15 protein-coding genes are annotated in these 21,672 nt (G+C 39.2%); 10 read left to right on the top strand and 5 right to left on the bottom strand.

The window, feature by feature from the left end; all coding sequences use genetic code 11:
- Window positions 1–80: 80 nt before the first annotated feature.
- The gene (locus DBX24_RS02935; protein WP_160223938.1) at window positions 81–1,037 is read right to left on the bottom strand and encodes an acetyl-CoA carboxylase carboxyltransferase subunit alpha; all 957 of its coding nucleotides are present in this window, start codon (window positions 1,035–1,037) and stop codon (window positions 81–83) included.
- Window positions 1,038–1,241: 204 nt separating this feature from the next.
- Here DBX24_RS02935 and DBX24_RS02930 point away from each other — a divergent pair, with 204 nt between their 5' ends.
- Both DBX24_RS02930 and DBX24_RS02925 read left to right on the top strand, forming a co-directional pair.
- The gene (locus DBX24_RS02930) at window positions 1,242–2,087 is read left to right on the top strand and encodes a T9SS-dependent choice-of-anchor J family protein (protein ID WP_160223937.1); all 846 of its coding nucleotides are present in this window, start codon (window positions 1,242–1,244) and stop codon (window positions 2,085–2,087) included.
- 4 nt (window positions 2,088–2,091) lie between these two features.
- Entirely contained in the window at window positions 2,092–4,860 is a 2,769-nt protein-coding gene (locus DBX24_RS02925) for a reprolysin-like metallopeptidase (protein ID WP_160223936.1), read from the top strand.
- 151 nt (window positions 4,861–5,011) lie between these two features.
- Here the strand turns inward: DBX24_RS02925 and fumC are convergent, their stop codons facing one another.
- A complete protein-coding gene (gene fumC / locus DBX24_RS02920; protein WP_120488464.1) occupies window positions 5,012–6,406 on the bottom strand; it encodes a class II fumarate hydratase in 1,395 nt (464 codons plus the stop codon).
- 228 nt (window positions 6,407–6,634) lie between these two features.
- On the opposite strand from fumC, the gene DBX24_RS02915 reads away from it, so the two are divergent.
- The 8 genes from DBX24_RS02915 (at window position 6,635) to DBX24_RS02880 (ending at window position 16,970) form a co-directional block, all read left to right on the top strand.
- Window positions 6,635–6,910 (top strand): hypothetical protein, encoded by a 276-nt coding sequence (locus DBX24_RS02915; RefSeq protein ID WP_120488465.1) that lies wholly within the window; start codon window positions 6,635–6,637, stop codon window positions 6,908–6,910.
- Window positions 6,911–7,051: 141 nt separating this feature from the next.
- Entirely contained in the window at window positions 7,052–8,173 is a 1,122-nt protein-coding gene (gene ribB, locus DBX24_RS02910; protein WP_160223935.1) for a 3,4-dihydroxy-2-butanone-4-phosphate synthase, read from the top strand.
- Window positions 8,174–8,457: 284 nt separating this feature from the next.
- Entirely contained in the window at window positions 8,458–10,728 is a 2,271-nt protein-coding gene (locus DBX24_RS02905) for an aconitate hydratase (RefSeq protein WP_120488467.1), read from the top strand.
- Window positions 10,729–10,848: 120 nt separating this feature from the next.
- Window positions 10,849–12,351, top strand: a complete 1,503-nt coding sequence (gltX, locus tag DBX24_RS02900) for a glutamate--tRNA ligase (RefSeq protein ID WP_160223934.1) — start codon at window positions 10,849–10,851, stop codon at window positions 12,349–12,351.
- Window positions 12,352–12,638: 287 nt separating this feature from the next.
- Window positions 12,639–13,622, top strand: coding sequence for a hypothetical protein (locus DBX24_RS02895; RefSeq protein WP_160223933.1), 984 nt, complete (start codon window positions 12,639–12,641; stop codon window positions 13,620–13,622).
- A 14-nt stretch (window positions 13,623–13,636) separates the two neighbouring features.
- Window positions 13,637–14,422, top strand: a complete 786-nt coding sequence (locus tag DBX24_RS02890) for a phage tail-like protein (protein ID WP_160223932.1) — start codon at window positions 13,637–13,639, stop codon at window positions 14,420–14,422.
- 107 nt (window positions 14,423–14,529) lie between these two features.
- Complete coding sequence (locus DBX24_RS02885; protein ID WP_160223931.1) at window positions 14,530–15,417, top strand: tail fiber domain-containing protein; 888 nt, start codon at window positions 14,530–14,532, stop codon at window positions 15,415–15,417.
- A complete protein-coding gene (locus tag DBX24_RS02880) occupies window positions 15,417–16,970 on the top strand; it encodes a BspA family leucine-rich repeat surface protein (protein WP_221411197.1) in 1,554 nt (517 codons plus the stop codon). Before DBX24_RS02885 ends, DBX24_RS02880 begins: the two co-directional genes overlap by 1 nt.
- Before the next feature lie 350 nt (window positions 16,971–17,320).
- Here DBX24_RS02880 and DBX24_RS02875 read toward each other — a convergent pair whose 3' ends face one another.
- The 3 genes from DBX24_RS02875 to DBX24_RS02865 all read right to left on the bottom strand — a co-directional run bounded on the left by DBX24_RS02875 (window position 17,321) and on the right by DBX24_RS02865 (window position 21,659).
- Entirely contained in the window at window positions 17,321–19,384 is a 2,064-nt protein-coding gene (locus tag DBX24_RS02875) for a BACON domain-containing protein (RefSeq protein ID WP_160223930.1), read from the bottom strand.
- A 6-nt stretch (window positions 19,385–19,390) separates the two neighbouring features.
- Window positions 19,391–20,245, bottom strand: a complete 855-nt coding sequence (locus DBX24_RS02870; RefSeq protein WP_160223929.1) for a tail fiber domain-containing protein — start codon at window positions 20,243–20,245, stop codon at window positions 19,391–19,393.
- Between the two features lie 475 nt (window positions 20,246–20,720).
- On the bottom strand, window positions 20,721–21,659 hold the full coding sequence (locus tag DBX24_RS02865; protein WP_120488474.1) for a ribose-phosphate pyrophosphokinase: 939 nt from the start codon (window positions 21,657–21,659) through the stop codon (window positions 20,721–20,723).
- Between the last annotated feature and the right edge of the window lie 13 nt (window positions 21,660–21,672).

Raw genomic sequence — 21,672 nt, 5'->3', positions numbered from 1 at the left:
AGAACACCCTCTCTACGAAAACAAAGCCTCCCTCCAATCAATTGGAGGGAGGTTCATTTTATCTTTCAGAAGAATGAGGATTAGTCTTTAAAATGCCCCATTGCGATGAATTTCTCTTGTCTCTGGGTAATGATTTCCTCTTGTGAGAATTTCTTAAATGCAGAGATATTTTGCAGGATAGATTTTTTGAGATTTTCGCAGGCTTGTTTTGGGTCATAGTGTGCGCCACCAAGGGGTTCTTCTATAATGCCATCTATGATTTTATTTTTTAGCATATCCTTTGGCGTAAGTTTTAGGGCATTGGCAGCGTCTTCTTTATGCTCCCAATTTCTCCAAAGGATGGATGAGCAGCTCTCTGGTGAGATTACGGAATACCAAGAATACTGCATCATATAGACCTTATTCCCCACACCTATACCGAGCGCACCGCCGCTGGCACCTTCACCGATAACATAGCAGAATACAGGTACCTTGAGCAATGCCATTTCATAGATATTCTTTGCAATGGCTTCTCCTTGCCCTCTTTCTTCTGCCTCCAAGCCTGGGTAGGCACCTGGGGTATCCATAAAGGTGATGATCGGGATGTTAAACTTCTCGGCGAGCTTCATCAGTCGGAGGGCTTTTCGGTAGCCTTCGGGGTTGGGCATTCCGAAGCGTCTCTTTTGTCGCTCTTTGGTGGTTCTTCCTTTTTGTGTGCCTATAAACATTACCCTTTGTCCTTTTATGGTTGCTAATCCGCCCACCATCGCTGGGTCGTCGGCAAAGTTTCTATCGCCGTGTAGTTCTACAAAGCTATCGGGGTCTGCTATACCGCTGATGTAGTCTAAGGCATAAGGTCTATCGGGATGTCTGGAGAGCTGTACAATCTGCCACGGACTAAGGTTTCCGTAGATTTCTTTCTTTTTTTCCAGAATCTTATCTTCTATTTGGCTACAGGCGAGTTTCATATCGATGCCTGCATCTTCGCCTACTATGGAGCAGGTTCCCAATTGGTCTACCAGCTCTTTAATGGGTTGTTCAAATTCTAAGTATTCCATTAGATTTAAAATTGCGGACAAATATACTTAAATAAATATTAAAAGGAATAGAGAGAGGTTTAAGGTCTAAAAGAAAGTAAAGCAAATAATTGTAAAGATAAATAGAATTTTTTCTGTGATTTTTTAGAAGATTTATATTTTGAACCAAAAATAATTGAAGAGAATTTAAAACAAATTACCTTTGTACTCTAAAATTTGAATGCTATGATAAGAAACTTATGCTTAGCTTTTGCACTTCTTTCGGGACTTTCAAAAGCACAGGATGTTATCTTCTCTGAGCGTTTTGACACCGATGATCCCAATCATTACAATGACTGGGTTATCTTGGATGACGACAGAGATGGAGAAACTTGGAAACTAAGTCTGGGGAGCGACTTTGCAGAGTCAGCAGGTTGGGATAATACCAACAGCTTTATGATGGTTGCTACTTCCTATATTTCTCGACCTATCCCTGGTCCTTTGGATGCCGATGATGTTCTCATCTCCCCAGAAATTACCATTCCCGCAACTGGAAAAACCGAGCTCTCCTATAAAATAGGGGTAGTTTTAGATGAGAGAAATGGCTTTAAGTTGAATGATATAGACTACTGGCTCTTTATCCTTGCTGATGGTCAGAAGTATTTCCCTACACTTACTCCGACCGACCATACCAACTTCTCAAGTGCAAATTCTGCACAAGAACGAAAGTTTGATATCAGTGCCTATAAGGGTAAGAAGATTAGGCTCTGCTTCAGGCACAGGGCTTTTGCTCAGTTTCAGCTGTTGCTCGATAATATTAAAATTACCCATCAGCCAGACCTCAGCGTAAGTGATACACCAAACAAGGAAGAAATTATCTATTCAGTATATCCTAATCCAGCTTACGATGTTCTCCATTTGCAAGGCTTTGACAGCTCATCATCCTACATTATTTACGATGCGTCTGGTAAAGCCGTAAATAAAGGTAATGGTGAAGAAGACATCAATTTAAGAGCATTGCCAGCAGGAGCATACATCATTAAAGTGAAAAATAATGAGGTAGAAAAAACATTTAAATTCATTAAGAAATAAGGAAATGAAAAAGATATTTATACTAATAACCGCTGCTTTGGGAGCTTTTGGATATTCCCAGAATTACTGGCAAAAGATTTCTACTAAGGCAGGTAAGAATAATGAAGTAGAGCAGTTCTATAAACTCAACCTCCATCAGCTGAGAAAAGATTTGAATACTCAGCTCTCCGCTAAAAATGCAGAGATGATTATAGAAATCCCAAATGTAGAAGGCAAGCTCGAAAAGTTTAAAGTAAGAAGTTTCCCTGTGGTAGATGAAGCTATGGCTGCTAAATATCAGTTGGGATCGTACCAGGGTGTGTCTTTGGAGAACTCTCGCCGTACTATAAGGTTTAGCGTCTCTCCTTATGATTTTCAGTCTATGCTTTCCACCGATGAGGGCTATTCCTTCATAGACCCTGAGCGAAAGCAGAAAGATGTCTATCGCGTTCACCCAAAATCTTTAAAAGCTAAAGGTCGTGCTTTTGAATGTACTACTTCTGAACCCAAATCTGATATACAAGGTTTAGACCACCTCTATAAAAATGCGGAGGCTTATAAAAAGAATACCTTATTTAATATAAGCTCTTCCGACAGGAAGTACAGAACCATTAGAATGGCTATATCTGTAACAGGAGAATATACACAGGTCTTTGGCAGTGTAGAGAAAGCATTGGCGCAAATTAATGCCACACTTACAAGGGTAAATCAAGTTTATGAGAGAGACCTTGCACTGCATCTTAATCTGGTAAATACTCCAGAGCTTATCTATACCGACCCAAATACTGACCCATACTCTGATGCTGACCTCGGTGTAGCAGGTGAGTGGAATGTAGAGCTCCAAAGAAATCTAACCAAAGTTTTAGGTAATGATGCTTATGACCTTGGGCATCTCTTTGGGGCGTCTGGTGGTGGCGGTAATGCTGGCTGTATCGGTTGTGTGTGCATAGACCCAGAGCCAGATCCTTTTGGGGATTCTATGGATACTCAGAAAGGTTCGGCTTTTACCTCCCCAAGTATAGATGATGAACCTTTTGGAGACGCCTTTGATATAGACTATGTAGCTCACGAAATAGGGCATCAGTTAGGGGCTAATCACACCTTTTCTCACGATATAGAGCGCTCAGATGTGCAGGTAGAGCCTGGTTCTGGTTCTACTATTATGGGCTATGCGGGTATTACCGAAGCCAATGTACAGCAGAGTACAGACCCTTATTTCAATTATGTGAGTTTGAATCAGATTCGTGAGGTATTGTCAAAAGCTACTTGTGCACAGAAGACAAGTATTCAGAATACCTTGCCCGTCATCTCTCCTCTTAAGTCTTATACTATCCCTAAGAAAACTCCTTTTGTACTTAGTGCTCAGGTTACCGATAAAGAGAACGACCCGCTTACTTATACTTGGGAACAGCAAAATTCAGCTGAGACAAAGCTTGTTAAAATCTCGGGAGACAGGAAAGATGGTGCAAACTTCCGCTCATTAAAGCCAGGTACAGAGCCTATAAGGTATTTTCCTAAACTGGAAAATGTAATTGCAGGTAAGCTCATTAGCGAGGATGATTGGGAGGCGGTATCCAATATCGTAAAAGAAATGAAGTTCGTACTTACTGTGAGGGATAATCATCCTACTCTCAACCAGCAGCAGGTAGCTTCAGCAGAGCAGAATATCAGTGTAGGCAAAGAAGGTCCTTTTGCTGTAACCTCTGGTATATTGCATTATGGAGTTTCCAAACCTATCCTTTGGGATACCGCCAATACCCAAAATGCACCATATAGCGTAGCCAATGTAAAGATAGATTATACACAGGATGAAGGTAAAAACTGGACGATTCTCTCAGAATCTACTCCGAATGATGGTAATGAGAAGCTCAACTTCCCAGCTTCATTAGCAGGCAAAAAAATTCAGATAAGAATTTCGGCGATAGACAATGTTTTCTATACCGTGAGCAAGCCCCTCCTTGTAACGAAGCTGGAGGGATGTAGCAGTCAAGCTCCCGATCATTTCACAGTAGAGAACGAAAGGAGAAAGGCATTGCTTTCGTGGGAAGGAGCAGAAAACGCTACTTATTCCATCAGATATAAAAAGAAAACCGATACCGGATGGAAATCCTTCACCTCAGAGAGCCCAAGCGCGGAAATCTCAGTAGGAGTTCATCATTTAGACTTTGGGGTAGATTATGAAGTGCAGGTAGCCAATATTTGTAGTGGAACAGTTGGGAATTATACCCAGTCGCAGACTCTTCATTTTCCAGCATTGGAGTATTGCGGTCTTAAAGCCAACAGCTCTGAGTTCGAGTATATTTCAAGGGTAAAAGTTACCGATGCTGGGGGCAAACTCATCCTCGATAATAAATCTGCAGGTGATGGCTATAAGGACTATGTAACCGACTCCTCAAAGGTCATCACCTTAAAACAAGGTTCCAAAGGCAATAAGCTCAGCATTACAGTTGTTTATCCATCAGATGAGGACTTCTATGAAACCCTAAGCGTATGGATAGACTTTAATGGCGATGCTAAAATGTCTGAAGCTGAAAGAGTAGTGAAGCACTTCATTCCAGACCCATCTAATGGTAATAAAGGTAGCATAGTCGCTCACTTTAATATAGATGTGCCGGATGATGCAATAATAGATACTCAAGAGTACTACAGAATGAGGATTGCCCTTAAAGTAGGTCCGAGTATCAACTCTGCTCCTGCAAGCTCTTGCAACGGAAGACTCACAGGCTCGCGAGTAGTGGTAGATAACTACGGCTATGGTGAAGTAGAAGACTACCGAATAAAGATTATTAAATAACTTCAAAAGCTCTCAAGAAATTGAAAGCTTTTTTAAGCAGTAGGCTTTAGGTAGTAAGTTAGTACACACCTTGCAGATGGCTTACTTATAAAAATGGTTACAGGTCGCCCCGCAGGGGCGACCTGTAACCTGTAGCTCATATAGCCATTAGCTATTTGAGGCTGCCGACCATATCTTCGGGTTTTACCCATTCATCAAACTGCTCGGCGGTGAGAAGCCCAAGGTTGATGGCTTCTTCTTTTAGTGTAGTGCCGTTTTTGTGAGCTGTTTTTGCAATTTTAGCTGCATTCTCGTAACCGATGTGCGTATTGAGGGCGGTAACGAGCATTAGAGACTTATCGAGGAGCTCTTTTATTCTCGTATGGTTAGGCTCTATGCCTACGGCGCAGTGGTCGTTAAAGGAGTGCATAGCATCGGCGAGGAGCTGTGCAGATTGCAGGAAGTTAAATGCCATCACGGGTTTAAAGACATTGAGCTCATAATTCCCTTGAGTTCCTGCAAAGGAAATCGTAGTATCATTGCCCAGCACCTGAGCGCAAACCATAGTGAGCGCCTCGTTTTGGGTAGGGTTTACTTTCCCTGGCATAATGGAAGAGCCTGGCTCATTCTCTGGAATAAAGATTTCCCCGATACCAGAGCGCGGCCCAGAAGCGAGGAGGCGGATGTCTTGAGCGATTTTATAAAGCGAAACTGCGAGCTGTTTTAGTGCGCCGTGGGTTTCCACAATACCGTCGTGCGCAGCAAGGGCTTCGAATTTATTAGGTGCAGTTACGAATGGGTGCCCACTGAATTTAGCGATATAATCTGCCACTTTTGTATCATAACCTTTGGGAGTATTGAGCCCCGTACCTACTGCCGTACCTCCGAGAGCCAGTTCTTTTAAGTGTTCTAATGTATTGATGATGGCTTTTCTCGCGTAATCCAACTGAGCTACATAGCCAGAAAACTCTTGCCCTAAGGTAAGAGGGGTAGCGTCCATCAGGTGGGTTCTTCCGATTTTTACTACATTCTGAAAGGCTTTAGCTTTCTCATCAAGGGTGTTTCTTAGCTTTTCCAATGCAGGAAGAGTGGTTTCTACCACTTTTTTATATGCCGCTATGTGCATTGCGGTAGGGTAGGTATCGTTGGAGGACTGAGATTTATTCACATCATCATTCGGGTGGATGAAGGATTTCTCGCCTAATTTCCCACCATTATTTACGAGGGCTCTGTTGGAGATTACCTCGTTGAGGTTCATATTAGACTGCGTACCAGAACCCGTTTGCCAGATAACGAGAGGGAATTGGTCATTGAGTTTTCCTGCTAAAATTTCATCGCATACGGTAGCTATGGCATCTCTCTTTTCGGTTGGGAGTACGCCGAGTTCATTGTTGGCAAAAGCGGCTGCCTTTTTCAAAATGGCAAATGCCTCAATGATTTCCTTAGGCATAGATCCTTCTTCACCGATTTTAAAATTATTTCGGGAGCGTTCTGTTTGTGCTCCCCAAAATTTGTCTGCTGGGACTTTTACTTCGCCCATTGTGTCGTGCTCTATTCTGTAATCCATTTTATAATGATTTTGAAAATTTATTATGCTCACAAATATAAGAAAAAATCACAGTCAGAGATGCTAAAAGTGAGTAATTCTTTATCCATAATCCCATAAGTAATAAAAAGTAACATCTATTTGAAATCCTCTTATTTAAAATAGAATTAAATTTTTTCTTATGAGACTGATTTATTTGGTTAATGAAATAAAAAGACTCTATATTTGCCCTCAAAAATAGAAAGACTTATGGTTTTATCAGCTTTTTGGCCTTTTTACCAGTATTTATGGACGGTGTATTTCTTTATAATGTTCATCATTGGTTTCTGGTGTATCTTTATGTTTGCTACGGTTGTAGTGCCATTTTGGCTTACAGCAGGTCTTAAAGAATATTTTGGTAAAGTAAAACCATTTGACCCAGAGCAGGTGAGAAGGAAGAGATTAAACGAGCAGGAAGGTGTTGAGGTAATCTATTCCCAACCGAAAGGAGATGGACCATTCATCCATCATGGGCATCATCATTAATTTAGGAGTTTGATTTGACAGATACTTTTTTGAGGCAGCTACTTCATTCTTTTTGAAGTAGCTGTTTCGGTTTTATTAATAAACTTAAGCATTCGTTTTATTCCCTTAAAAATAGTATTACCTTTGTGAAAAATTAAAATAATGTCTGAAATAATACTTAATACAATCCCAGAAGCCATTGAGGATTTAAAAAATGGCAAAGTAATCATTGTAGTAGATGATGAAGATAGAGAAAATGAAGGAGATTTTCTTTCTGCTGCCGAGCTGGTAAGCCCAGAGGTGATTAATTTTATGACGATACACGGCAGAGGGCTTATCTGTACTCCTCTCCCTGAAAAAAGATGCGATGAACTTGGGCTTGATATAATGGTATACCGAAGCAGCGACCCAAAGGAAACCGCATTTACGGTTTCTGTGGATTTGCTTGGCAAAGGCGTTTCTACTGGGATTTCTGCATCGGATAGAGCAAAAACCATAGCTGCACTTATGGATGAGAACAGCAAGCCTACCGATTTTATGCGACCAGGGCATATCTTCCCGCTTAGGGCAAAATCTGGTGGAGTATTAAAAAGAGCAGGGCATACCGAAGCTGCTATAGACCTTACCCGACTTGCAGGGCTTAAAGAGGGGGGCGTAATCTGTGAGATTATGAATGAAGATGGCACAATGGCAAGGCTTCCACAGCTCATAGAATTAGCAAAGAAATTAAACCTTAAAATCATATCCATAGAAGACCTTATAGACTATCAACTCAAAAAAGGAGACCTTGTAAACAAGATTGAGGAGCGCCCAGTAAAGACTTTCTACGGAGATTATGATTTCCATGTGTTTCAAGAGAAACATACCGATCAACTGCACTTTGCACTAACGAAAGGAAGCTGGGAGTTTGATGAGCCTGTCTTGGTTAGAGTTCAGAGCTCAAGTGTTTATTTTGATGTGCTCCACCAGCTTACCAATGGTGAAAAACCTCTCCTCGACAGGATTACAAAGCTCATCAATGATGAGGGAAAAGGTGCGCTTGTGTTCATCAACAATGTATCTAATGCTGAAAATACGCTGAGGAAACTTCAGCAGTTCAATAGTCAGCAAGACGGTCAGAAGCCCATCACAAACCCGAATTTTGCAGAGTACGGTATCGGAACTCAGATTTTAAAGAAGCTCGGCATAAGCAAATTCAGAGTGATAAGCCAAAACCCAGAACACAAACCAATGATTTCTGGCTACGGTGTAGAAGTAACCGAAATGGTAAAATTAGGGGCATAGCCCCTTTAATTAGGATAAGAGGGAAAATATTTTCCCTCTTTTTTTGTGCTTTATTATCACGAAAAAATAGTCTTAAAAATGAATAATATCCCGTTGTTTTCTTAATTTTTTATAATACTAAATAGAGCACTCAATGCCTTATAATAAAAGGGGCCTTGCACCCTAACTCATTACATATCACAAAAATTTGTATAAAATCTAAATTATTTAGATGATTTTTATCATATAAAAGTCTTAATTTTGGGGGGACAATAAAAGTTTAATCCTATAAACTCATTTACGATATGATTTTTGACCTTGATATGATTAAAAAAGTGTATGAAAGGTATCCTGAACGAATTGCTGAAGCAAGAAAAGTCGTAGGCAGACCACTTACACTCTCAGAAAAGATTCTTTATGCCCACCTTTGGGAGGGAAATGCAACCACAGCACACCAAAGAGGGAGTTCTTATGTAGATTTCGCACCCGACAGAGTAGCAATGCAAGACGCTACAGCACAGATGGCGCTCTTACAGTTTATGCAGGCGGGTAAGGCTAAGGTAGCAGTACCTTCTACGGCACACGCAGACCACTTGATACAGGCAAAAGAAAACGCAGAAATAGACTTAAAAGTAGGAAAAAGCAAGAACGAAGAGGTGTTTAACTTCTTAGGTTCTGTTTGTGATAAATACGGCATCGGTTTCTGGAAGCCAGGAGCAGGAATTATTCACCAAGTAGTATTGGAGAATTATGCATTCCCTGGCGGGATGATGATCGGTACAGACTCTCACACCGTAAATGCAGGCGGGCTCGGTATGGTAGCGATAGGTGTAGGAGGTGCAGATGCGGTAGATGTAATGGCAGGAATGCCTTGGGAACTTAAAATGCCAAAGCTCATCGGAGTGAAACTCACAGGTAAAATGAGTGGATGGACGGCTCCAAAAGATATTATCCTGAAAGTAGCAGGCATTTTGACCGTAAAAGGAGGTACAGGTTGTATCGTAGAGTATTTCGGTGAAGGTGCAGAATCTCTCTCCGCTACGGGTAAAGGTACGATTTGTAATATGGGAGCAGAGATAGGTGCTACTACATCTACCTTTGCTTATGACGATTCTATGAGGAGATACCTTGCAGCTACGGGCAGGCAGGAAGTGGTAGATGCTGCTGATAAAGTAGCAGAGCACCTTAGATCTGATGCCGAAGTTTATGCTGAACCAGAGAAATATTATGACCAGTTAATAGAAATCAACCTCTCTGAGCTTACGCCACATCTCAATGGACCTTTTACCCCAGATTTGGCAACTCCTGTTTCTGAGTTTAGAGAGAAAGCAGAAGCAAACGGCTGGCCTTTGGATGTAGAATGGGCTTTGATAGGCTCTTGTACAAATTCATCTTATGAAGACCTTTCCCGTGCAGCTTCTATCGTAGAAGATGCCGTAGCAAAAGGGGTGAAGCCAAAAGCTATACTCGGTATTAATCCAGGTTCTGAGCAAGTGAAATTTACCGCTGAGAGAGATGGTTTCCTCAATTCTTTTAGAAAATTTGATAATGCAAGAATCTTTACCAATGCCTGCGGACCTTGTATCGGTCAGTGGGATAGAGAGGGAGCAGAAAAGCAAGAGAAAAACTCCATTATACACTCTTTCAACAGGAACTTTGCTAAAAGAGCCGATGGAAACCCAAATACCCACGCCTTTGTAGCTTCCCCAGAAATGGTGGCAGCGGTAGCTATTTCTGGTAGATTAGACTTTAACCCTATTACAGATACCCTAACCAATGAAGCAGGAGAGCAGGTAAAATTAGCCGAACCTAAGGGCTATGAGCTCCCAACAAAAGGCTTTGCAGTAGATGATAACGGCTACCAGGCACCATCCGAAGACGGTTCTAATGTACAGGTTATCGTAAGCCCTACTTCTGACAGGCTTCAGCTCCTCGAAGCATTCCCTGCTTGGGACGGCAAAAATATAGAAGGAGCTAAGGTGCTTATTAAGGCTTTCGGTAAGTGTACTACTGACCATATTTCTATGGCGGGACCTTGGCTTAAGTACAGAGGACACCTCGATAATATCTCCAATAATATGCTCATCGGTGCTGTGAATGCCTATAATATGGAGACAAATAATGTTAAAAACCAGCTGACAGGTGAGTATGGCGAAGTGCCAGCGGTACAGAGACAGTACAAAGCTGCAGGTATCCCAACCATAGTGGTAGGAGATGAAAACTACGGCGAAGGCTCCTCCCGTGAGCACGCAGCTATGGAGCCGAGACACCTTGGCGTAAGGGCTGTTCTTGTGAAATCATTTGCGAGAATCCACGAGACCAACCTTAAAAAACAAGGGATGCTCGGTCTAACATTTAATGATAAGGCAGACTATGATAAAATTCAAGAAGATGATACGGTAAACTTCCTCGACCTTGATCAGTTTGCCGTAGGTAAGCCGCTCACCCTTGAGTTTGTCCATAAAGATGGAAGCAAAGACATCATCATTGCCAACCATACTTATAACGAGCAACAGATTGACTGGTTTAAAGCAGGCTCTGCTCTTAACCTCATTAAGCAGCAAAATAATAAATAACTTCATAATTTAAATACATTTTGAAAGCCTCTCCTTACCAATACTAATGGAGAGGTTTTCTATTGCTTTGAAAAGGAAATTCAATTAAAAACAATATTTTTGCAACCTTAAATTTTAAGTATGGAAAAAGTGAGAGTTCGTTTTGCTCCAAGCCCTACGGGAGCCCTACACTTAGGAGGTGCCAGAACGGCGTTATATGATTATTTATTTGCTAAAAACCAAGGTGGGGACTTCGTCTTAAGAATAGAAGATACGGATACCGCCCGCTTTGTAGAAGGTGCGGAGGAATATATAATGGAAGCCCTTGAATGGTGCGGTATTATCCCAGATGAAAGCCCTAAACACGGAGGCCCTTATGCCCCTTATCGCCAGTCTGAAAGGAGGCATATCTACGATAAATACACCCAAGAGATTTTAAAGACAGATTATGCTTATATCGCCTTTGATACGGCTGAGGAATTAGATAAAATCCGAAAAGAATATGAGGAAAGAGGCGAGGTCTTCGCGTATAATTATCAGACCCGAGCAAGGCTTAGAAACTCGATTTCCCTTCCTGCGGATGAGGTAGAGCGTTTGCTCAATGAAAATACCCCTTATGTCGTGAGGTTTAAAATGCCATTTGATAGAGTCCTTAACCTTGAAGATATTATCCGCGGTAAGTTCTCCGTAAATACCAATACTCTGGATGATAAAGTCCTTGTAAAGAATGATGGGATGCCAACTTATCATTTCGCCAATATTATAGACGATCACGAGATGAAAATCTCCCATATAATCCGCGGTGAGGAGTGGTTGCCGTCTATGGGTTTGCACATTCTCCTCTATGAGGCTATGGGCTGGGAAGCTCCGCAGTTTGCGCACCTCTCGCTTATCTTAAAACCTGAGGGCAAGGGTAAGCTCAGCAAAAGAGATGGCGCCAAGTTTGGCTTTCCTGTTTTCCCATTAGATTTCTATGATAAGGCTTCGGGGGAGACTTTCAAAGGCTATAGAGAAGAGGGCTACTTCCCGGAGGCATTTGTGAATTTCCTCGCTTTACTCGGCTGGTCTCCTGCGGAGGATAGAGAAATCCTTAGCCTTGATGAAATGGCAAAGGAATTTGACCTCCACAAGGTGCATAAGGCTGGGGCGAGATTTAGCAAAGAAAAGGCAGAATGGTTTAATCACCAATACCTCCAAAAGAAATCGGTAGCAGAGCTGGTAAGCCTTCTAAAACAGATAGAAGGCGTGGCTGAGGCAAACCTCTCCGATGAAAAACTCGAGCGAATCGTCTGCCTGATGAAAGAGCGCGCCACCTTTGTAAAAGATATTTATAACGATGGCAAATTCTTCTTTGAACGCCCACAATCGTATGATGAAAAAGCAGTAAAAAAGGCTTGGAAAGAAGATACACCAGCGATAATGAGCGGGCTGGTAGCGGTTTTAGAGAATACCGATTTTAAGGCAGAAATACTAAAAGAAGCCATTCACCACTATGCAGAGGAGAAATCCCTCGGTATGGGCAGGGTGATGATGCCCCTCCGCCTCTGTCTCGTAGGCGAGCTTAAAGGCCCCGATGTACCCGATATATTAGAAATACTCGGCAAAGAAGAGTCTATAAAAAGACTTAGAGAGGTTAAGTTATAGATAGAAGGATTTTAATATTGAAAAAGCAGGATACTCCTGCTTTTTCATTTTTTAGAAATTATATCAGAAATAAGTCTAAGATATTATAGAAAATATACTATAAACCGTTTTTAGAAATTATTTTTCTTATGAATTATTTGTATAAATGAAAAACATCAGTATCTTTGCGCCGAAAAAGTGAGAATATAATTCCATTGAAAATCAGTGAGCAGTTTTAATAGTATTAAATTGCCTGTTTCTTTGGCGTTATATTATTAATATTAATTAAATAAGTAAACAATTTTATTATGAAACAAGTGATTTATAGAGCAAGCGTATTGTGTTTCATTGGCTTTGGGGCACTAGCCAGTGCGCAAGTAACAACTCCGTATGATGGAAATGTTGGGATTAATGTAGAAAATCCAGAGGCTACATTAACGGTGAAGTCTTTACAAGGTAGAAATAATGGCACAACAAGAAATCTTGAACTTAATAATGGCGATGGTAATAACTTAATGACAGTGCTTAATAATGGTTTTGTAGGTTTAGGTACTCGTCAGCCTTCTGTAAAACTCCATGTAGAAAAGGGGAGTGTGCTTGTAACAGAAGGTAATTTTACTTCAAGAGTAGATTCTAATGAAGGAGGGCGTCTTTATTTGGACAATCCTAAAAAAAGTACAGGGAAGGAAGTGAAAACTTGGGCAATATTTAATATGACCAATACAGCTACAGGTGCTAAGTATAATCCAGGGTTACACTTTTGGGCGTATGCTGCTGATGGAACTAATTTAAATACTCAAATGATTATTACCGATGGAGGTAATGTAGGTATTGGCAGTCTCTATTCTAATCAAAAATCTCCAGATGAAAAACTAACCGTAGATGGTAAGATTAAAACAACTTCTTTAGCAGGTACAGGAGATCGCCCTGTATATGCAGATGCTAATGGTGTTCTTAAAATAGGAACTGGTGGTGGAGGTGCTGCAACGCCAGAAGTAGGTTTTACAAGAAATATTAGAACAGATAGTAGATCTACTGTTGTAATGGATCAAAATGAGGATGGTACGGCAACTGTGGATTATTTTGTTAGAATGACAGGTATAGCAAATAATATTACATTTACTCCTGCATCAGCATCAAATAAAGGAAGAACAGTATGCTTTTATAATGAAAAGTCAGGAACAGGAACAATTACTCCACAGCCAATTGGTCCAGTACAGACTGTGCAACCTTCACAAGTAGCTTGTTTTATTTCTGATGGTACAGTTTGGTTAAATTCTAATGGTTATTAATAAAAAAATATAAAATGAAAAAAACATTATACATATTAGCTTTTGTTATTGGTGGGATTGCTTATTCTCAGATAAAAACAAATGATGTAGTAAGTTCAAATACAATAACAGAGCAAACGGCATTTTTAGACGCTTCTTCTTCTGTAGCTTGGAATAATAGTACAAATAAAGGTAAAGGTTTAGTTTTCCCAAGGACAGATTTAACTACATTGGCAGCTTTAGTAGCTTTTCCTAATGGTTTACCAACTTCTTATCCTACACGTTTAGACGGTATGATTGTATATAATACAGGTACTGGTGAAACTAAGACAGGAGCTCAGAAAGTAAAAGTAACTCCAGGTTTTTATTTTTATGAAAATAAATCAACAACTCTTAATGGAGGTACTTGGAAACCATTAGAAGGTTCTAAATGGACAAATGATTCTGCAAACAACCGCGTAAAACTTACTACACTTTCAGATGGTACTACTGCAAGAGAAGATGCTAAAAACCTCTTTGTAGGCGATGATGGTAATCTAACCGTAGGTGCTATGAAAGACGCAAGTGCTAAAGCAGATCGTATGGTGGTAGCAGATAAAGAAGGTAAGCTAAAAGCTACTGTTGTTCCTGTAAAAATGCAGGCAGCAACAGAATGTAAAGAAGAAACTATAGGTACTATTAACTATGGAGAGTTTAATAAAGATGGCAAACAAGTATCTGCTTTTGGTTTCTGTATGAAGAGAGATAATGTATTCCAATGGTTCTATATGTATGGAGGTGTAGGTGTAACCACTGGAAATGCTACTTTTGGAACTTTTTAATTTTATGAATTAAAGAATATCTAAAATGAGGTTAAAAGGGCTTTTTCTTTTAACCTCTCTTTTAATATAGACAAAGCAAAATACTAACAATTATAAATTCTAATGCAATGAAAAACAGATTATTATTTGCCGTTGCTGTATTAGGCTTCGGTGTTCAGATGAAGGCGCAGGCTACAGATGATTATAGAGGGAGGGTAGGAATCAATACAAAAAATCCAGGAGCTACTCTTCATATTGAGAGTGGAAACAGCGATATGAAAGGGATAATCATCCCTCGAGTAAGTGCTAATGAGATGAAAGTAATGACTGCCAAACCTGCTTTTGGAGAAGAGCAAAATGCTTTAACCATTTTCTTGACAGAGGAAATGCCCATAGGAGACCAGAATGGAAAACTAAAAAATGTAAAAGAAGCGGGATATTATTATTACTCACACCCAGCAGGTCTTTGGCAAGCACTGGGAGCAAGCACAAATGGTGGAGGAAATAGTGGAGGGACATTTTATGCTCAGGATGGCACATTGACTGATGATGCAGACCACATCAGAACGGTAACTTTACCTTCAGAAATGAAGCATGTATTATTCACAAGAGAAGCAGGAAATACAAGTACAGAGCCAGTAATATTAGTAGATGGTAAAGTAAAGACTACGGCAGTAAATCTTAATTCAGATCAGAGGCTGAAGAGAGATATACAGCCAATAGCTTTGGATAATAAACTCTCAAAGCTCCGCCCAGTTACCTATTATTGGAATGAAAAAGGAAAGCAAAAAGGAGGAGATAATACTCTACAGTATGGTTTTATCGCACAGGAAGTAGAGCGTCTTTATCCAGAGATGGTATCTACGGATAGTGAGGGGCTAAAATCAGTGAATTATATTCAGCTAATCCCTGTGCTTACGAGGGCATTGCAGGAAGAGCGCGCAAGAAATGATGCTCAGGAGAAGAAAATAGAAGAACTTACGAAGGCAGTACAAACCTTAAAGCGCAATAGATAATGAAGCGGTTGTTATTATTAATCTCATTTCTGTATTTATTTACAGGAGTGGGGAGTAGCTATCTAAAAGCACAACTTAAGGATAGCGATTGGTTTGTAGTGGTGTATGATACGACAATTGATCACCCATATACTAATAAATATAGTATTACATTTAAAATGGGTTTTCATAGTGGGAGCTTGAGTGGAGCACCTATAAAATTACAATATCAGCCAGAGGATATACCGGATAAATCAGTATGGGAATTTCTACATCCAATTCCTAATGCGGGAAATTTGACTTGTAGTTTTCCTAATCCAGGTAAATATAGAGTGAGATTCCCCCCCAATATTAAGTATTATTTATCGATGTTAGTTGGTGAAAATTATTATTCAAAAGCAATAAGAATAGAGCAGTGGGGTACAGCAAAGTGGGAAAGATTTAATATATCAGGTGCAGAGAAATTAGAGGTAACAGCTACTGATATGCCTCAATTTGCAAAGGATGCAGACTTAGCAAATATGTTTGAAAACTGTAAATCATTGGTAGGAAATTCTACTTTCCCACAGTGGGATACTTCTAATGTTAGAGTTATGTTTAAAATGTTTGCTGGTGCCAATTCTTTTAATCAGCCTATTGGTAACTGGAATACCTCTAATGTAAACGTAATGCATTATATGTTTGAAAATGCTACATCCTTTAATCAACCTATTGGTAACTGGGATACTTCTAATGTTACGGATATGAGAGATATGTTTAGGGGAGCTACATCCTTTAATCAACCTATTGGTAACTGGAATACTTCTAATGTTATGGATATGAGAAGTATGTTTAGAGAAGCTACTTCCTTTAACCAACCTATTGGGAATTGGGATACATCAAAAGTAAAAGATATCAGAAATATATTTTTTGGTGCTTCTTCTTTTAATCAAAATATTGGGAATTGGAATATTAGAAGTGTAACAAATTATGATCCTCATATACCTTCATATGATACAAAAGGAATGTTTGAAGGCTCTTATTTATCTGCTTACAATGTAGATAAGATTTTGGAAGGCTGGAGTAGATATGCTAATGTGAGAGATTGGCCATCAAATTCTAGGGACTTGGGGTTAAGTAATAAGCACTATTGTAATGATATAGCGAAATCACGAATGCAATCTATGGGTATTATAATAGCTGCTACTAAGAAATGTGGCTTACCAGGAGAGATGTATCTACAAGAGAGAGAGGGGAGAAATATTTTTTCAGGCGTAAAAGAAAATGGTGCTTACGAATGGTTAGAAGAATATCAGGATTATTCCTCTGTATCTGGTGCTCCGACTATTTTAGGAGAAATGCAATACGCATCAGCTGAAGGAGTGCTTGTTGCGTCTAAGGATAGAAGAGGTTCAGGAAATACAAAAGTCTATTCCTTGGTAAATGAACCTTATGGTTCGGCTAATATAGAAACTCTGCCAAAATCTAAAGTTATCAATGGTACTCCTCATGAGATAGGTACTTTGGTATATAATCCAGACACAGGAAACTTCTATGAAGGTACAGATAAAGGTTGGGAGAGGATAGATAATTAAAATTTACATTAATAAAGATTGTTAAAAGCCATCGTGTTTAACGGTGGCTTTTTTATTATGTTGCAGTAAGGTTTTAATTAGATAAAGTACTGGGAATATAAACAAGAGGAGTACCACTGAGTAGAGAGTTATTATTTTAGAAAGCAATATTTTCTGTCCTGTATCTGTGGTTTTACCTGTTTTACAAAATCTATCTTATTAATGGGTAAGCATTAACTTATGTGTGATTAATAAAAGAGTACGGCACCCCAAATTGGGGTGCCGTACAAAACAAAATACTAACAACTATAAAAACACACTGTACATAAGTACGAGGGGTTCTATATTCTTTTTAATACCTTACACCTCTATTAATCGTGGGTGAGGCGGTAGGTATATTGATAATTCTTAGTAAAAGAATAATAATCATAAAAATCCTTCCATCTCCCACATTGAATTGCCGGAGGCGCAGGACCAAAAACAGGACCATTATGGTAACAAGAAGAAGTAACAGTACATTCTCTACTCTCTCCATAGCTTTCGGTAAGACTATAACTTGATATATATTGGTCGTCTTTTATATCTACTCCATTTTGAGTAGAAATAATACCCAATTTAAATTTATTTCCCAAATTTCTCGTATCAACGGAATACTTTAAATAGTGCTGAGGTTCACTTTGACCATTTCTATAACATGTTACATAATCTGCATATCTATAATAATCTGTCGTTTCCGTCGTAGAAGAACTATTTGATATATGAGTTCCTAATAGATTTATTTTGTGATCTATACTATATTCTGTAAGATTGAAAAAGCTCTGACGATAATATTCTATTCTTCCATTTATAGGAAACCATACCATAGAACCTGTTTTATCATACAGATAAAAAGCATTACCATAACCATATTTTTGTTTAGAAAATACTTCTGAATCTAAGAGTACAGTATTAGAACTATTAATTGCCCAATTATTATACTTAGTATCTGCTGCTGGTATACGAGTAGGACTGTCATATGTATAGAGAAACGGCCTGTTCGGGATAAACCCTGCTATTTTTAGATCTTTCAGATCTTCCTCATCTGGAACTTTCCAGCCACTGCCTACACCTGCTTCCGTATATCCTGTAACCAAAGGATTATCATTCTTTAAGCCTGTCGTCCAAGTTCCTGCTTGTTCTTTATAATAAGATGAAGGAAGACTCTTATAGTGATCCAGTCGTTGATATACATAAGAGACATCCTTTGCATCTTCGGTAGCCCCTATATATTTTTTACTCCATCTTCTTCTTGCCTTGTGCTGCAGGTGAGATTGGGTTACGGCTGTATTATTAGAGTTCTTTAAGCCTACATCTTCCCAAGGCTCCCAGTCCCCATTTGCTTTTTGAAAAGAAATCTCTAAATCAATTTTTCGATCTGCATTGGTAAGGTTTTCTTTTAGCTGATATTCGTAGGCTATTATATCCCCTTTCCCATCATATTCATAATCATAATCTCCAAGTACAGGGTCAGGATGGGTATAGCTTCCTATAGGTCCTCCATTATACTTAATCCTCATTCTAAATTTGGTAGGTGAAGTTACCCAAGCAAAAAAACGCTCTGGACCAGGATTTACCTTACCTTTATATTCCTCTGGTACAGTTCCACTCTGCTCCTTACCATAGACATCTAATATATTTGAGTATAAATATTTTGGTTTATAGTTCTGTACTACCTTTACAGTTCTTGTTAAATTTAAATTTTCTCTTTTAAAATAGATGGTTCTATTTGAAATTCTATCTGTATTATTTTCAGGATAATTATAAGTAACGGGTGTATGACCATTTACACTTGATGAACTTGGAGTTAATGATTCTCCCGCTATACTCAATCCGCTACTTGTCCAAGATCCATTTGAATAAACATTAATAGTAGTACTTCCTGCGTTATAATCTAATGTAAGAACTTCGGGATACACCTCAAATATGATTGCATTATCCAATAAATGCCATTTATTTCCTTCTACTCCTTCCCAATAGTGATTTAAGTAATAGATAATCTTCCCTACCTTATGAGAATGGGGATTATTTGGAAAACCTAGAGGAGTAAAATTTCTATTCCTAAGAGGTCTATTTTGATTTTCCAAACGAATTACACTTCCATGGGTAGGAGTATATTTTATTTTTCCATTCTCAGTAGGAGCTTCGGCTACATTCTGCGCATGTTCATCTAAAGCTACATATTGCCCATTTGTACTGCTAGGATCCAATTGATTAGGAATACAGCCAAAAAGGTATGTTCCTCCCCAAGTCGCTACCTTTAATTGACCTGCTTTTAAAGTGATTTGTGGAGAACCGAACTTACAAGTTATAGATTGCTGTGGTGTAGACTGGGCAAAGGTTAAATACTGTAGCCCACTGACCAATAAGCCCAGTAGTATATATAATCTCTTCTTCATATCTTACTACTTTTTGCTTTTGTTTGCCTTTGAGCCTTTCCCTTCCAGTTTCTCTAATCTCCCTTCTAAGTCCTTTAGTTTTGCTTGTGATTCTTGCAACTCTTTTACAAGTAATGGTATTACCTGTATGTAGTTTACAGATTTATAACCATCGGAGCTTGTATTTACTAAGTGTGGATATACCTGCTCTATTTCCTGTGCAATAAAGCCGTACTGCAAATCTTTATTTCCTCCTCTTTTCTCACCCTCTACATTCCAGTAATAAGACACGGGACGAAGCGCAGATAAACTATTCGGTTGGGTGATGGGTTGTATCTCCCTCTTTAATCTTCTGTCCGAATTCATATCAATAGATGTTACTTTCAGCATTCCCTGAACATCTACTGCTTCATTATTATTCCCCGCTTCTCGTTTAAATACAAGACTTCCTGAGTTTTTCACTGTTACCGTTCTGGCTGCTGAGATTTCACCATCGTCTGTATAAAGGGTTTTTACAGATGAGGAGGCTCCTGCCCCTATTACGGCTGTCCATTCCGTACCATTATAAAAATAGAAACCTTTGCTTTTTACATTTTTTATTGTGGTTTCAGCTCCTGTATAGCTTACATCATTTACATAAACCAGTGTAGATTCTTGCAGATTGGTTGAAGCTACTTTTGCCAATCTTTCCTTGCTCAGTCTTGGGATAAGTAAGCCTTCATTACTCGCATTGGATTTTACCTTAGCATTTTCTGTAGAAGGATTTAAATCCAAAGTAGCCTTTGGTTCCGCTGTGTTTATTCCCACCTTCCCTTGATAATCTGTTTGTGCACTTGCTAATACTCCTGTTAGCAACATTGCAAAAAATAATTTTTGCTTCATACGATTTTATTTTAATGTTAATATTTAGTATTTTTTTGTTTTAATAGTATATTCAGCTTCTCGGTTAAAACCAGCTCTATCATATATTCAATACAAAATGCCCATTAGTCAGGTGCCTATGACACTCAACTAATGGGCATAAAACGCTAATAGCGTTATTTTCTTTGTGTTTAAAAGGAGATGTGTGTTTATAAATATTTTTCATCTATGCAAATTTTTGAGTGTTTTTTTACTTTATTTTATTTCCACAGTCGTGAATGACAAAGGTAGAAACTTTTTTATAACTACCAAATTTTCAATGAAAAATCCCCCCTTTTTAGGGAGGGATTTTAGGTACTTAAAAATGCTTTGTTGGTAAGTCGAAAAAAAGGATTGTCCCAAATAAAATATCCCTTTCTCTGTTTTTAGGAGAAAGGGATAAAAATGTATTTAAAAATGAAAATTTAATATACTTGGATAGTATTTTACTGAAACATTAAATAATAAACTTACTACTGATGGACTGGTAAGTATGTACACTTTTCATTACTTCAGCAAAGAGGGGAGCGCAGGAGAGCACTTTTATCTTGGGAGATTTTTCTGCTTGTACGGGGATAGAATCGGTTACGATGACCTCTACCATAGATGAGTTTTGTATATTATCATAAGCCTTTCCAGAGAGTACACCGTGGGTAGCGATTGCTCGTACGGACTTTGCACCGTTCTTTATCAGTATATCCGAAGCTTTGCAAAGCGTACCTGCGGTATCTATCATATCATCTATAAGGATTACATTTCTGTCTTTTACATCGCCTATCAGGAACATATCATCTACTACATTTGCTCTTTTGCGCTCTTTGTAGGCTATTACTACTTCTGCTCCTAAGTGGCTAGCGTAGTTCTTTGCCCTTTTGGCACCGCCCATATCGGGTGAAGCGATGGTCAAGTTATCCAAGCCTAATGACTGAATATAAGGCACAAATATCGTGGAGGCATAGAGGTGATCCACGGGGATTTCAAAGAAGCCTTGAATCTGGTCGGCATGCAAATCCATCGTCATAATACGGGTAGCACCTGCAGCGGTTAGTAGGTTTGCCACCAGCTTTGCTCCTATCGGAGCTCTCGGCTTGTCTTTTCTGTCCTGTCTTGCAAGTCCGTAGTAAGGAATCACTACGGTAATGTTCTTTGCAGAAGCCCTTTTGGCAGCGTCTATCATTAGTAGAAGTTCCATAAGGTTATCTGCTGGAGGGAATGTAGAGCCGATAAGAAAAACTCGTCCGCCTCTTACGGTTTGGTCGAGTACGGGCTCAAACTCTCCATCGCTAAACTCTTGGAAGTTGATTTTCCCGAGTTCCTGTCCATAATGTGCGGCAATTTTCTCCGCTAATGCTTTGCTTGTTCGTGTAGAAAATAAATAAGTTGCTTGCTCAGCCATTTTTACTTTGTTA

Source organism: Bergeyella cardium (genome assembly GCF_009914665.1).
GTDB classification, from domain to species: Bacteria; Bacteroidota; Bacteroidia; order Flavobacteriales; family Weeksellaceae; genus Bergeyella_A; species Bergeyella_A cardium.
The sequence above is the reverse complement of the archived record's forward strand: the minus strand, read 5'-3'. Positions and strand labels throughout refer to the sequence as shown.

Coding starts and splice junctions, on each gene's coding strand:
- DBX24_RS02935 (WP_160223938.1), bottom strand. CDS start 1,037: ATGGAATACTTAGAATTTGAACAACCCATTAAAGAGCTGGTAGACCAA.
- DBX24_RS02930 (WP_160223937.1), top strand. CDS start 1,242: ATGATAAGAAACTTATGCTTAGCTTTTGCACTTCTTTCGGGACTTTCA.
- DBX24_RS02925 (WP_160223936.1), top strand. CDS start 2,092: ATGAAAAAGATATTTATACTAATAACCGCTGCTTTGGGAGCTTTTGGA.
- fumC (WP_120488464.1), bottom strand. CDS start 6,406: ATGGATTACAGAATAGAGCACGACACAATGGGCGAAGTAAAAGTCCCA.
- DBX24_RS02915 (WP_120488465.1), top strand. CDS start 6,635: ATGGTTTTATCAGCTTTTTGGCCTTTTTACCAGTATTTATGGACGGTG.
- ribB (WP_160223935.1), top strand. CDS start 7,052: ATGTCTGAAATAATACTTAATACAATCCCAGAAGCCATTGAGGATTTA.
- DBX24_RS02905 (WP_120488467.1), top strand. CDS start 8,458: ATGATTTTTGACCTTGATATGATTAAAAAAGTGTATGAAAGGTATCCT.
- gltX (WP_160223934.1), top strand. CDS start 10,849: ATGGAAAAAGTGAGAGTTCGTTTTGCTCCAAGCCCTACGGGAGCCCTA.
- DBX24_RS02895 (WP_160223933.1), top strand. CDS start 12,639: ATGAAACAAGTGATTTATAGAGCAAGCGTATTGTGTTTCATTGGCTTT.
- DBX24_RS02890 (WP_160223932.1), top strand. CDS start 13,637: ATGAAAAAAACATTATACATATTAGCTTTTGTTATTGGTGGGATTGCT.
- DBX24_RS02885 (WP_160223931.1), top strand. CDS start 14,530: ATGAAAAACAGATTATTATTTGCCGTTGCTGTATTAGGCTTCGGTGTT.
- DBX24_RS02880 (WP_221411197.1), top strand. CDS start 15,417: ATGAAGCGGTTGTTATTATTAATCTCATTTCTGTATTTATTTACAGGA.
- DBX24_RS02875 (WP_160223930.1), bottom strand. CDS start 19,384: ATGAAGAAGAGATTATATATACTACTGGGCTTATTGGTCAGTGGGCTA.
- DBX24_RS02870 (WP_160223929.1), bottom strand. CDS start 20,245: ATGAAGCAAAAATTATTTTTTGCAATGTTGCTAACAGGAGTATTAGCA.
- DBX24_RS02865 (WP_120488474.1), bottom strand. CDS start 21,659: ATGGCTGAGCAAGCAACTTATTTATTTTCTACACGAACAAGCAAAGCA.